11 protein-coding genes are annotated in these 12,123 nt (G+C 60.0%); 4 read left to right on the top strand and 7 right to left on the bottom strand.

All coding sequences use genetic code 11. The features are described from left to right. Positions 1-355 precede the first annotated feature (355 nt). Positions 356-1,333 carry a DUF5692 family protein gene (locus tag ACTHUY_RS06515; protein WP_441678198.1) on the bottom strand — a complete coding sequence of 326 codons (978 nt, stop codon included), beginning with the start codon at positions 1,331-1,333 and terminating at the stop codon, positions 356-358. 205 nt (positions 1,334-1,538) lie between these two features. Between ACTHUY_RS06515 and ACTHUY_RS06510 the strand changes: the two genes are divergently transcribed. Next, a complete protein-coding gene (locus ACTHUY_RS06510) occupies positions 1,539-2,090 on the top strand; it encodes a TetR/AcrR family transcriptional regulator C-terminal domain-containing protein (RefSeq protein WP_441654637.1) in 552 nt (183 codons plus the stop codon). Positions 2,091-2,100: 10 nt separating this feature from the next. Here the strand turns inward: ACTHUY_RS06510 and ACTHUY_RS06505 are convergent, their stop codons facing one another. From ACTHUY_RS06505 to ACTHUY_RS06495, 3 genes are all read right to left on the bottom strand, one after another. Then, positions 2,101-3,408, bottom strand: coding sequence for an ATP-binding protein (locus ACTHUY_RS06505; RefSeq protein ID WP_441678196.1), 1,308 nt, complete (start codon positions 3,406-3,408; stop codon positions 2,101-2,103). A gap of 198 nt (positions 3,409-3,606) precedes the next feature. Beyond that, positions 3,607-4,731 carry a glycosyltransferase family 4 protein gene (locus tag ACTHUY_RS06500; protein WP_441678194.1) on the bottom strand — a complete coding sequence of 375 codons (1,125 nt, stop codon included), beginning with the start codon at positions 4,729-4,731 and terminating at the stop codon, positions 3,607-3,609. 17 nt (positions 4,732-4,748) lie between these two features. Beyond that, the gene (locus ACTHUY_RS06495) at positions 4,749-5,480 is read right to left on the bottom strand and encodes an IclR family transcriptional regulator (protein WP_126703641.1); all 732 of its coding nucleotides are present in this window, start codon (positions 5,478-5,480) and stop codon (positions 4,749-4,751) included. Between the two features lie 116 nt (positions 5,481-5,596). Between ACTHUY_RS06495 and leuC the strand changes: the two genes are divergently transcribed. The 3 genes from leuC to ACTHUY_RS06480 are packed head-to-tail and all read left to right on the top strand — an operon-like array spanning position 5,597 to position 8,188. Further along, positions 5,597-6,994, top strand: coding sequence for a 3-isopropylmalate dehydratase large subunit (gene leuC / locus ACTHUY_RS06490; RefSeq protein ID WP_441654634.1), 1,398 nt, complete (start codon positions 5,597-5,599; stop codon positions 6,992-6,994). 9 nt (positions 6,995-7,003) lie between these two features. Next, positions 7,004-7,660 (top strand): 3-isopropylmalate dehydratase small subunit, encoded by a 657-nt coding sequence (gene leuD, locus ACTHUY_RS06485; RefSeq protein WP_441678192.1) that lies wholly within the window; start codon positions 7,004-7,006, stop codon positions 7,658-7,660. Positions 7,661-7,669: 9 nt separating this feature from the next. Continuing rightward, positions 7,670-8,188, top strand: a complete 519-nt coding sequence (locus ACTHUY_RS06480; protein WP_441654632.1) for a GNAT family N-acetyltransferase — start codon at positions 7,670-7,672, stop codon at positions 8,186-8,188. A 304-nt stretch (positions 8,189-8,492) separates the two neighbouring features. Here the strand turns inward: ACTHUY_RS06480 and ACTHUY_RS06475 are convergent, their stop codons facing one another. From ACTHUY_RS06475 to ACTHUY_RS06465, 3 genes are read right to left on the bottom strand one after another with little or no spacing between them, the layout of a single operon-like run. Continuing rightward, the gene (locus ACTHUY_RS06475; RefSeq protein ID WP_441654631.1) at positions 8,493-9,401 is read right to left on the bottom strand and encodes a phosphoribulokinase; all 909 of its coding nucleotides are present in this window, start codon (positions 9,399-9,401) and stop codon (positions 8,493-8,495) included. An 8-nt stretch (positions 9,402-9,409) separates the two neighbouring features. Then, on the bottom strand, positions 9,410-10,699 hold the full coding sequence (locus ACTHUY_RS06470) for a hypothetical protein (RefSeq protein WP_441678190.1): 1,290 nt from the start codon (positions 10,697-10,699) through the stop codon (positions 9,410-9,412). A 1-nt stretch (position 10,700) separates the two neighbouring features. Further along, positions 10,701-12,080: a ribulose-bisphosphate carboxylase gene (locus ACTHUY_RS06465; RefSeq protein WP_441678188.1), complete on the bottom strand. Its 1,380-nt coding sequence runs from the start codon at positions 12,078-12,080 to the stop codon at positions 10,701-10,703. Positions 12,081-12,123 lie beyond the last annotated feature (43 nt).

Raw genomic sequence — 12,123 nt, 5'->3', positions numbered from 1 at the left:
ACGAGACCGAGCGCCGCTGCCCCATCTACAACCTGATCAAGGATGCTGGGGTCACGCCTCAGATCGAATGGTCGATAGAGAAGAACACAAAGTAGTTCTGCTCTTCGTCAATCCACTACTCGTAAGTTCATAATTGCCGGGCTTAGTCACTAGCCCCTGACTTAACGAGCGTAGCGTCTGTCAGTATGTGGCCATTCCACACTGACAGACGCTACGTCATCCCCACAGCGGTTTCCCAAACCCTGGAGACGATCCCCAAGTTTTACAGGGTATTCCTCAATCCCACAGAAGATTCCCTCAATCCGCTGAGGACTACTTGCTTCGTATAGGCTCTAATGCCCCATGGATGTTGGAGTTACGCCATCTTGTCGAACTTGTCGGCGGCAACTTGGCTGTCCAGAGGTGCGGCCGGGATGTTCGCGGCAACCACTGCCTTGTACTGGGGGTGGTCCGTGTACAGCTCATCCTTGAGAGGGTTGAGACGCTTCCTCAGGATGGTGCGGATCTGGTAGATGATGAGAGCGACGTTGGCGACCAATGCCAGTGCCGAGATGACAAAGAGGGCGACGGGACTCCTGGAGGTTTCGACGGCGAACATCGAGTCGGAGACAAATGTCGGCACCGCCATAGTAAACATCATCCAGAGGGCCAGGGTGTTGGCTCGGTGTTGGAGCCAGGCACCCTTCTTGATGAAGAATGCGGGGATAGTGCAGGAGATGAGGAGTGCTCCACCGGCGTAGAAGGAATGGTCGCCAACGCAGTTGTAGACGTAGGCGAAGTTCCATAGGTCGTAGGCGATGATCCAGAACCAGAGCATGTCGGGCCAGATCATGTCCTTTGACTTGTCTCTGGAAATAAATATTCCCGCCCATCCGCAAATTGCAACGAGGTTAAGAAGACCGGCGACGCCGTTCATCCAGTTCCACGAACCAGACAGCATGTACACACCATCGACGATGCCGTCGGTGTTCATGGCTCCCACCTGGAAGTCACGGATGCAGGCCTCGGCAATATTGATGGCGAGGATAGCTGCCGGGAAGATGAGGACCTTCTTATTAGCTGCGAGCTTGGGGAAGTAACGGATCGCCATGAAGCCAAGAGCTCCGGCGAGAGCTGAGTAGACCTTGACCCAGTGGAACCAGGTGCCGGTAGAAGAATCTGCACCTGCAGTTGTTGGCCATACAAAGATTGTGAGAATGATCGGGAGAATAATGAAGAAGGCGATGCCGCCGGCCTTCCATCTTCTCGTTACCTCGTTGAGGCCGATGAGTGCGCCGAGTACGACGAACCACGTGAGCCATGAATACCAGGGGATAGATTCGAAGAGAAACATGATTCCTGTCCTGTCACTGAAACTGTTAGCGACATCGTTGTCGCCTCCCTTTCACGCTAAGACCCGCCCTAAACACTGCGATATAGACAGAAACCCGAAGGTGTCGCAATCACTGAAATTACTAGCTCAGGCAGGGCCCCTTTTACCGCCGAACCGGGACGTGCGTCCTATGATTGGAGGTATAAACGTTTCTGAGGGGGTGGCCATGTCGCAGGCGACAAAGGAGCTACTTGCTCGCTCACTCAAGGAACAGCTACTCACTACCCGGCTTAACCGGGTGACCGTTTCTGGCCTGACAGCCCACGCAGGAATTAACCGGCAAACGTTCTACTATCATTTTGCCGACGTCTACGATCTTGCTGCCTGGGTGTTTGAACAGGAGATCGCCAACCACATCATGGAGCATGCCTCCTACGACCAGTGGGCGGATGGCTACCGGAAACTGCTTCGGTACATGAGAGCAAACATGGAACAAACTCAGGCTGTCATGAACTCCCTCTCGCACCGCAGGCGCGATACTTTCTTCCTTGGCCAGTTCCGGCTCATGATGGAAGCGATCGTCACCGAACTAGAAGGCGACATTGTCCTAAGCACTGTTGATCGGCAGTTCATTGTCGACCACTATGCCTCAATCGTCCACGGGCACCTGCTGCGCTGGCTCCTCACCGAAGGACAAGAAGACCCCGACGTGCTTGTCACTAAGATCCAGAAAGTCCTCCACGGCTCGGTACGGGACGCCCTTCAAAGGCTCGCATAGCTTTTCCAGGTCAGGTCCGTGCGAGTGCCTCGATATCTTCTTCGAACTCCCTGGCAACCTCAGCTGACACTGTCGCGCGGGTCTGTGCGATTGCTGCCAGGTAGTCGTCCACGGTCGGGCCTTCGGATACTCCGATTTCGCGTGCCGGCTCTTCGGTTGAATGACCGTTGGCTAATGCTCGTTCGAAAGCGACCTGGGAAGCGCTACGGGCCGCGTATTCAATATCGGCGGGGGAGAACCCATCGGTTGCCTGAACCAGCGGCTCAATATCCAGGTTCTCTCTGATGGTTGGGGGAATGAACATCTGCCAGATAGCGTGGCGTGCCTCCTCATCGGGCAGGCCTATCGGGATGACGTAATCAAACCTGCCATGGCGTAGGAACGCTGGGTCGAGAGCCCGAATAAAGTTCGTGGCACAAATGAGAAGCCTGCCGGGCTTCTCCCGGAAGTTCGGGATCACCTTCAGTAACTCGTTGGTGACTGCCTGAGTTGGTGAGGGCGGCTCTCCGCCGCGACGAGAGGCGATCTCTTCCACCTCGTCAATGAACACGACAGCATGATCGAGATCGTCAATACGCTCGAATGCTTCTCTCAGCTCGCCAGCAAGCCCCTTCGGGGAAGCTGCGAGGCGGGAGGGGAAGACCTCAACAAAGGGCCACTCGAGCCGTGAAGCCACGGCCTTAGCGAAAGTGGTCTTGCCGGTACCGGGCGGACCAAAGAGGACAATGGCACGCGGTGGGACAACACCAAACTGTTCAGCTGTAGACGGGTTGGCTAGTGGAAGGATCAGCCTGCGCTCAAGCAGATCCTTCTCGGTCGTCATTCCGCCGATCGCATCCCACCGGTCCCTTCCCAACATTCGCCCGCCCAGCTCCCGAAGCAGGAGGATCTCTTCCTGGCGGATGGGAATGGTGCGTTCGAAGTAGCGTAGGTGACGCTGATCGGCGAAGCCTGCACGGGAGAGCGACACGATGTTCTCGATCTCGTCCGGAACCAGGATCGACATCTGGCTGATACCCGTGGAGGCAAGGCGCTGCTCAATAGCGGCGAGCATGGCGCGGCTAATGCCACGGCGTTGCAATTTCGCGTCGACCGCAAAGAACACGATCCACGCCTGATCGTGGGCGGCCCTGGCTACCGTGACACCAACGACCTCTTCCCCAATGACGGCCACAACGGCAGTATCGGCCCGGGTAGAAGCAATGACCTCGTTGAGGGCATAGACCGGGATATCGACCTGTGCGATGTACTGCTCCCAAAGACGGAGAAAACCATCGAGGTCGCTTGGCTGGAAGTCGCGGATACGCCAGTTAGTCATGTGTTCCTACTTTGTCGTCACAAGTGGTTAGGCTCACAGTACGCAACAAGCGTGCGGTAGTGCGGAAAGTCTCGCTAGGTGGATTGACTTACGAAAGGCAAGAAAGCGAGACTCACCTGCTGGCGCTAATAACCTTGGGGATCTGCGCTAGTAGGTGCGTTAACGAATTGGGGCAATGAATCTTGCCCAGTGAGTGCTCTAAAGAACCGACTTCAGTTGCTTGATGAGGTGCTCCCAGCGCCATTCCCCATCCACCCATTCCTTCCCGCGGGCTCCCATGGCTTTCGCGCGCTCGGGATCCTCGAGGAGGTAGGTGAGGGCAGAGACCAGGGCATTGCCCGAACGGCCGTTGACGACCAGGCCGGTTTCCCCGGGGATCACTGCCTCCGGCGCACCACCCGAGTTACCGGCAATAACGGGGAGGCCGGCTGCGTAGGCCTCGAGATAGACAATGCCGAGGCCCTCAATATCAAGGCCGCCGCCGCGCGTGCGGCAGGGCATGGCATAGATATCGCCGAGCGAGTAGTGGCCAGCCAGCTCCGCATATGGCACCTCGCCCGTGAAGATGATCGAGTCCTTGGCCGGAGACGCCTCGTGCATGGCATCCAGCTTCTCCCGGTACGGGCCTTTACCAACGATGACGAGGCGAGCCTCGGGGAACTGCTCCGATACTCGGTGCCAATTGTTGATGAGCAGGTCCTGACCCTTGCGTTCCACGAGGCGGGAGATGCAGATGACGACGGGAGCATCCTGGGCAATGCCGTAGCGCTCGCGGAGTTCGACCCGGAAGTCAGCGTCGAATGAGAAGACTTCGGGATTGATTCCCCCCGGCATCCGCAACAGCTCGGTGTCGCCAAGAACCGGCTGGAGCCGCTCGAGGGTTGCCTTGGTCAGGTAGGTGACGATGTCGTTGTCCCGGAAGATCTTGGCAAGAAACTGCCGGGTTCCCGGAATCATGGACCAGCCGATCTCGTGACCGTGGGTGGTGGCGATGGTCTGGCTGGCGCCCGCCTTGCGGGCGGCCTTCGCCATGATGCCAAGCGGTGTGGAGGCGCCGAACCACACGTTCTCAATGTTCTTCTCTTTGATGATGCTCATCATTGTTTTCTCCACCTCGGGGGTGGGGAGCATCATGGTGCCGGGATAGCGAATGACCTCGTAGGGGACGTTCGCGTCACATTCCTCTGCTCCGCCGTCCGGGGGAGAGGACGCATAAACGATGAGCTTGTCGGGATCGAGTTGCCGGGCGAAGCCTTCCAGGTAGGTCTGGATCCCTCCCGCGCGGGGAGGGAAGTCGTTGGTCACGAGGAGAGTGGGCTTCATGCCGCTATTCTCCCAGATTAGTAGTCTTCGGACCTCTTCAGGACCTCGGTGAGCCGGTTAGCGGCGGCGACAACGGCAACGGAGTGCTGACGGCCGGGCTGGCGTCCCATGCGCTCGATTGGACCGGAGATGGAAACGGCTGCAACAACGCGTCCGCTCGGGCCCCACACGGGTGCGGAAATCGATGCGACACCGGCTTCCCGTTCGGCCACGGACTGTGCCCAACGGCGGCGGCGAACAGCCGACAGAGTGGTGGCTGTGAAGTTCGCCCCATGGAGGCCGCGGTGCAGGCGATCCGGCTCCTCCCAGGCAAGAAGAACCTGGGCTGCGGAGCCCGCCAGCATCGACAGTGCGGCACCGACAGGGATGGAGTCCCGCAGGCCGCCCAGGTTGCGCTCGGCAGCGGCAACGCAGATGCGGACATCGCCCTGGCGGCGGAACAGCTGGGCGGATTCGCCCGTGTGGTCGCGCAGTGCAATAAGAACGGGCTTAGCCGCGGCAAGAAGCGGATCCCCACCGGCTGCCGACGCTAGTTCTTCCATGCGGGGGCCAAGAATAAACCGCCCCTGCATGTCCCTCGTAACGAAGCGGTGGTACTCGAGAGCAACGGCCAAGCGGTGCGCCGTGGGCCGTGCTAGATGGGTTGCGGTAACGAGCTGAGCGAGCGTGTGCGGCCCGGATTCCAGTGCGCCAAGTACTGCGGCGGCCTTGTCGAGAACGCCGACTCCAGATCCCTGTGAAGTGTCCATAGAGTGATATTGTCATCTCGCCCTTTGATACGCAAGTGGTGTACAGTTGCCTCAAGCACAGCGCGTAATCCGAATCGGCGCGCGTGTTACTCGCATCTGAGACAAAGGAGAAAGTCATGGGCTCTACCCTGGCCGAGAAGGTTTGGAAGTCGCACATCGTCGCCCGCGGCGAAGACGGAGCTCCGGACCTTCTCTACATTGACCTGCACCTCATTCACGAGGTCACCAGCCCCCAGGCCTTCGAGGGCCTGCGCCTGGCTGGTCGTGAGGTACGCCGTCCCGACCTGACGATCGCGACCGAGGACCACAACGTCCCCACCGTCGATATTGACCTGCCGATCATGGACAAGATTTCTGCCAAGCAGATCGATACGCTCCGCAAGAACGTGAAGGACTTCGGTGTTCGTATCCACTCGCTCGGTGACTCCGAGCAGGGCATCGTTCACGTCGTCGGCCCGCAGCTCGGCATCACCCAGCCCGGCATGACGATCGTCTGCGGCGACTCCCATACGTCGACGCACGGCGCTTTCGGTGCTCTTGCCATGGGTATCGGTACGTCCGAGGTTGAGCACGTGCTCGCCACCCAGACTCTGCCGCTACAGCCCTTTAAAACCATGGCGATCAACGTCAACGGCAAGCTGCGTCCCGGCACGACGTCGAAGGACATCATCCTCGCCATCATTGCGAAGATCGGAACCGGCGGCGCCGGCTACGTGCTCGAGTATCGCGGCGAGGCCATCGAGGCTCTTTCCATGGAAGCCCGCATGACGATCTGCAACATGTCGATTGAGGCTGGCGCCCGCGCCGGCATGATTGCCCCCGATGAGACGACCTTTGAGTACATCAAGGGCCGCCCGCACGCCCCCGAGGGCGAAGAGTGGGATCGCGCCGTTGAGTACTGGAAGTCCCTGCGCACCGATGATGACGCCGAGTTCGATGCGGTTGTCGAGCTGGATGCTGACGACCTCGAGCCCTTCGTCACCTGGGGCACCAACCCGGGCCAGGGCCTGCCGATCTCGGCTGAGGTTCCGGACCCGGAGGACTTTGCCGACGAGGCGGAGCGCGCCGCCGCTCAGCGCGCACTTGAGTACATGGACCTGGCTCCCGGCACGAAGCTCAAGGACATTCGTGTCGATACGGTCTTCATGGGCTCGTGCACCAACGGCCGGATCGAGGACCTGCGCAACATTGCGAACGTTATTCGGGGACAGCAGAAGGACCCGGATGTTCGCGTCATGGTTGTTCCCGGTTCCGCTCGCGTCCGCCTTCAGGCGGAGGCCGAGGGCCTCGACCAGATTTTCAAGGAGTTCGGCGCCGAATGGCGTAACGCCGGTTGCTCCATGTGCCTGGGCATGAACCCGGATCAGCTTGCCCCGGGTGAGCGGGCCGCATCCACTTCGAACCGTAACTTCGAGGGCCGTCAGGGCAAGGGTGGCCGCACCCACCTCGTGTCCCCGCTCGTTGCCGCAGCCACCGCGATCCGCGGAACCATCTCGACCCCCGCCGACCTGTAAGGAGCGATCATGGAGAAAATCACCACCCATACCGGTATCGGCGTCCCGCTGCGCCGCTCCAACGTTGACACGGACCAGATCATCCCGGCCGTGTACCTCAAGCGCGTCACCCGCACCGGCTTCGAAGACGCTCTGTTCGCTGCCTGGCGCAACGATCCCGAGTTCGTCCTCAACCAGGACGACTACAAGAATGGTTCCGTTCTCATTGCCGGAACCGACTTTGGCACCGGCTCCTCCCGCGAGCATGCCGTGTGGGCACTCAAGGACTACGGCTTCCGTGCCGTCCTGGCGCCCCGCTTCGCGGAGATCTTCAAGGGCAACTCCGGCAAGCAGGGCCTTGTTGCCGGCATCATCACCCAGGATGACTGCGAGCAGCTGTGGAAGATCCTCGAAACCGAGCCCGGCACCGAGGTAACCGTTGACCTGGTCGAACGCAGCGTCACCGCCGGTTCATTCACAACGACCTTCGAGATCGATGACTACACGCGCTGGCGCCTCATGGAGGGCCTTGACGACATCGGGCTCACCATGCGTCAGGAAGACAAGATCGCCGAGTTCGAGGCGACCCGGCCGTCGTTTAAGCCGAAGACCCTGCCGGTCAAGACCCTTCCAGTTGAGGAAGTTGTCTCGGCACGTCCCGTCGATGGAGAAGCGCCACTCACCTAATGTGAGTCCATGATAAAAATACGAGTCGTTACCGCGATGGACGTCGAAGAGCTGACGGACCTCATCGTGGCATCACGAGAATTCCTCGCGCCGTTTGAACCACGGCGCGAGGATTCTTACTACGACCTGGACTTCCAGAAGAAGCTCATGACTGCCAAGTTGGCAGACCACGAACAGGGATCCGAAGTTCCCTTCGTCGTCCTGGACCAAGACAAGATCATCGGTCAGCTTGTTCTCGACCGGATCGAACTGGGTCCCTACCAGTCCTGCGAAATTGGATACTGGATTGCCGAAGAAGCCTGCGGCAAGGGTTGCGCTACTGAGGCCGTGGCACAAGCGATTGACTTCGCCTGCAAGGAACTCGGCCTCAAGCGGATCATGGCAGCCACACTGCCCAGCAACATCCCGTCGATCCGTGTTCTCGAAAAGAACGGATTCACCAAGATCGGGGAAGCAAAGAACTACATGGAGATCGCTGGCGAACGCCGCGACCACATCCTCTACGAATACACCTACACAGGCGAGTAGGGAATCGACCCAATAGAGCATCGAACATGTGCCGGCCCGGAAGCAGTGGTGGGCTTCCGGGCCAGCAGTACGATGGGTTCGTGGCGGAGTTGGTGGTCTTGCTACCGGTGAAAGTTGCTGAATGAGATGCGGGGGCAGGTGTCGAGGTAGTGGACACGGTCCCTAGTTGGTTGAAGACGGGTCGCGACTTGGTGAAGATGTGAGCTGACCCGGTGACGAGGGCCCCGGAGTCGGTGAAGACCGCCCCGACTTGGTGACAACGGCTCCGTTCCTGGTGGCGGCAGTCGTCCGCTTTTGTTTGCCGCTAGAACGCGCTCTTGTACGTGAGGCCGGGTAGGCCCTTTGCTTTTCTTGACTTGTCGATCAGCCGCCAAATCATCGGGGTGAGGATGAGTTGCATGGCCAAATCGGTCTTCCCGCCGGGAACCACGATGGAGTTGGCGCGGGACATGAAAGATCCCGCGATCATGGACGATAGGTACGGGAAGTCGATACCACGTGGGTTTGCGAACCTAATGACCGTCATGGATTCATCGGCGGTGGGGATTGAGCGGGCCGTGAAGGGGTTGGATGTGTCGACCATGGGGACCCGCTGAAAGTTCACGTGGGTGTTGTTGAACTGCGGGCAGATGTAGTGGACGTAGTCGTCCATGCGTCGCAGGATCATGTCGGTCACCGCTTCGGCCGAGTATCCGCGGCTTGACCGGTCCCGGTGGATCTTTTGGATCCACTCGAGGTTAATGATGGGAACGACACCGATGCAGAGATCAACGTGGCGTGCCACGTCCACTTCCTTGGTGTGCACGGCCCCGTGGAGGCCCTCGTAATAGAGGAGGTCCGTGCCCTCCTCAATCTGTCGCCATGGCGTGAAGGTCCCGGGAGGGGTTCCGTATATTGCTTCTTCCTCGATGTCGTGTACGTAGGTGCGGGTTTGCCCGGTGCCGTCCTCACCGTATTGAGCGAACAGTTTCTCAAGGCTCGGGAAGTCATTGGCTTCGGGGCCAAAATGGCTGGGTGGCAGGCGGCCCTGCGAGACCGCTTCCTCGTGGACTGCCTTCATTTCCGCCCGATTGTATCGGTGGAAGGAATCACCGGGGACGATGGCTGAGGTGATGCCTTCGCGGCGGAATATCTGCTGAAAGGTCTCGGTGACTGTGCTGGTTCCGGCACCGGATGATCCGGTGACCGCGATGATGGGATGCTTGCGCGACATGGTTCCTCCTAGGTGCCTTGAATGAATAGTGTGCGATTGTGAAACAGCGGGTACTCGACTTCGGTTCTGTAACCCTTCTCGTACTCGTCCGCGTACCGTTCGATGAGAAACACGTCCCCGGTAGCACCGAGCATGATCGGAACCCGCTCGTGTAGCGATTGGGGTACGAGATCGGCGATCCGAGACCCACCGTTGGTCGCTGCCCCTCCCGCCTGCTCGATCAGCATGGCGATCGGACCCGCCGTGTGGATCAGGGGAACGCCCTCCTCGGGTGTACCAAGCGGGTTCCGCACAGACTGCGACCACCGGTGTGGAGCTGAGTCCTTGGTAGCTTGCGAATCGGCAGAGCCCTCGGAAGCCCCTGCGTCGGCAACGTCTGGCATTGACTCCGCGCTCTCCAGCTCGTGAGACCCCTGGTCTCCTTGAGAATCTGCCGGGTGCTGTACCGATTGCGAACTCGGATTGTCTTTTGGGCCCGGCTCACTTGGTGCAAGGCGGGGGAGAAGGAAGATGCCGCCGTTCATGATTGCCCGGAACGCCCCGAGAACGGCCGAGTTGTTCCACCGCATGATCGCGGGGCGGCCTTCGCCAGTCTGCGAGGACCGGATGCGTTCATCCACATACCTGCGTACGGCGGGGCTCCACGTATCGGCGTGCGACAGGTCGATGGCGAGAACGTCGGAACTCGACGGGAGCGTCATGTCGGCGCTCGTAAGAACGAAGTTTCCTACCTCTCGGTCGAGAGTAAATGCGTCCACGCCCTCACCCGTGCTGACAAGGAGGATGGTAGTGGGCCCGAACAGGGCAAGCCCCGCACAGAGAATGTCGTGCCCCGAGCGCAGGAACTCGCCCTCGGTAACCGGGCCGCCTTCCTTTGATCGTTCGATGATGGAGAACGTGAGCCCAATCGGTTGGTTCTCGATCAGAGAAGTGGGCCGGTGGAGGGCATCCACTGCGAGCAGATAGCGGGCGTCGGGTCCGTCGCAGACCTGGTGGATCTCTTCCTCGTGGGAGAAGGAGACGGCGGCGAGTCGGTCGCCGGAGGCTCCATGGGTGAGGATCGTCTTGACCGCTGCTTCTTGGAGGATGCGGTCGGTTTCGTCTGCATGCCATCGCTGGTCCACCCCGTCCCTCACCTGGTCGGGCGTTCTGCCGGGGAGGATCAGGGAGCCTCGACTGATTGTGGCCGAGAGGACCTTGAGTGCGATAGCGACGGGGGAGAGGACGTGCGCATAGGCGTTGTCGGTGTTGTCTCCGGTTTGGAGGAGGTACTGGGTGAGACTGAGTGCCCTTCTCATATCACCCACCTAGTCCAAGTTGCTCCCGCCATCTCGGATAGATCGCGTCAGCATCCGCGGGGAAGGACTCGAAAGCCCGGGCGAAGTCCCGGTTGTCCTTGGCCCACTCGACCGGGTCCGTTCCCGCTTCCCAGCAGGCGTGCGCCTGGCGCAGTGACCGGGCACCGGCTGCTGGCCCGTCGATGTGGCCGTAGGCTCCACCACCGGCGGTGTTGATGATATTGGCGTGGCCGAGGTTCGTGAACAGGCCCGGCAAACGCAGGGCGTTCATGCCGCCCGAAACAATGGGTGCCGTGGGTGCCATGCCGTACCAGTCCTGGGAGTAGACCGGGCCGTCGTACTGGTCTCGTTCGATGATGTAGGCGATTGCCCGATCGTCGGCCGCCCCCTCCATCTTCCCGAATCCCATCGTGCCCACGTGAATGCCGGAAGCGCCCTGAAGGCGAGACATCTTTGCCAGCACGTAGGCCGTGTAACCGCGCTTTGAGCTGGGGGAGGTGATGGCGCCGTGTCCGGCGCGGTGGTAGTGGAGGAACTGGTTCGGGAACCAGCGGCGTGCCGTGGTGATCATGCCCGGGCCGCCCACATACCCATCGACGAGGAATGCGACCTTGTCAGCGTCCGGGCCGAAAGCATCGAGGATGAACTCGCCGCGTGCCAGCATCTCATCGTGATCGTCGGCGGTGATGTTAGCGCTGAACAGCTTCGCTTCGCCCGTCTCATCCATGGCCCGCCTCATCGCATCCACAACGAGCGGGATTGTTTCCTTGATTGGGGCGAACACCTGATTGCCCTGCGGTTCGTCATTCTTGATGAAGTCCCCGCCCAACCAGAACTGGTAGGCGGCCTCCGCAAAGGGCTTGGGCCGAAGGCCCAGCTTCGGCTTGATGATCGTGCCGGCAATATAGCCACCGTTCTCAACCGGTCGACCGAGGATCCGCCACAGGTCCCTGATTCCCTTCGCGGGACCATCGAAGAGGCTGATGGCTGCGCGCGGCATGTAGAAGTCGTACATCTTCGCGTACTCGATGTCTCCCATGCCCTGGTTGTTGCCGATCGTCAGGGTCAGGAACGACACCATCATCATCCGACCATCGGTCATGTTCCGATCAAAGAGTTCAAGCGGAAAGGCAATCCGTACTTCCTCGCTTGCTTCATCGGCCTGGTATACAAGGGCATCAACGCCCTTCGTGAAATCATCGGTTGTCGACACGACAACGTTCGTGCCGGTCGATGATTCGGCAGCAAAATGGGCGGCGGCCTCCAGAAAGCCCACCCCTGCCTTTGGCCTCAGGTGGTAGGCACAGAGGATGTGTCGGCCCCCTGCGATCAGGTCCTCTTCCCGAAGGGAAAGATCTGCGTAGCGTGATGACTGGTCCATGACGAGCTCCTTACTGGCAACAGTTCCCCACGACGTAGGGGAG

The organism is Flaviflexus sp., from assembly GCF_052087705.1.
GTDB lineage: Bacteria > Actinomycetota > Actinomycetes > Actinomycetales > Actinomycetaceae > Flaviflexus > Flaviflexus ciconiae.
The sequence above is the reverse complement of the archived record's forward strand: the minus strand, read 5'-3'. Positions and strand labels throughout refer to the sequence as shown.

Coding starts and splice junctions, on each gene's coding strand:
- ACTHUY_RS06515 (WP_441678198.1), bottom strand. CDS start 1,333: ATGTTTCTCTTCGAATCTATCCCCTGGTATTCATGGCTCACGTGGTTC.
- ACTHUY_RS06510 (WP_441654637.1), top strand. CDS start 1,539: ATGTCGCAGGCGACAAAGGAGCTACTTGCTCGCTCACTCAAGGAACAG.
- ACTHUY_RS06505 (WP_441678196.1), bottom strand. CDS start 3,408: ATGACTAACTGGCGTATCCGCGACTTCCAGCCAAGCGACCTCGATGGT.
- ACTHUY_RS06500 (WP_441678194.1), bottom strand. CDS start 4,731: ATGAAGCCCACTCTCCTCGTGACCAACGACTTCCCTCCCCGCGCGGGA.
- ACTHUY_RS06495 (WP_126703641.1), bottom strand. CDS start 5,480: ATGGACACTTCACAGGGATCTGGAGTCGGCGTTCTCGACAAGGCCGCC.
- leuC (WP_441654634.1), top strand. CDS start 5,597: ATGGGCTCTACCCTGGCCGAGAAGGTTTGGAAGTCGCACATCGTCGCC.
- leuD (WP_441678192.1), top strand. CDS start 7,004: ATGGAGAAAATCACCACCCATACCGGTATCGGCGTCCCGCTGCGCCGC.
- ACTHUY_RS06480 (WP_441654632.1), top strand. CDS start 7,670: ATGATAAAAATACGAGTCGTTACCGCGATGGACGTCGAAGAGCTGACG.
- ACTHUY_RS06475 (WP_441654631.1), bottom strand. CDS start 9,401: ATGTCGCGCAAGCATCCCATCATCGCGGTCACCGGATCATCCGGTGCC.
- ACTHUY_RS06470 (WP_441678190.1), bottom strand. CDS start 10,699: ATGAGAAGGGCACTCAGTCTCACCCAGTACCTCCTCCAAACCGGAGAC.
- ACTHUY_RS06465 (WP_441678188.1), bottom strand. CDS start 12,080: ATGGACCAGTCATCACGCTACGCAGATCTTTCCCTTCGGGAAGAGGAC.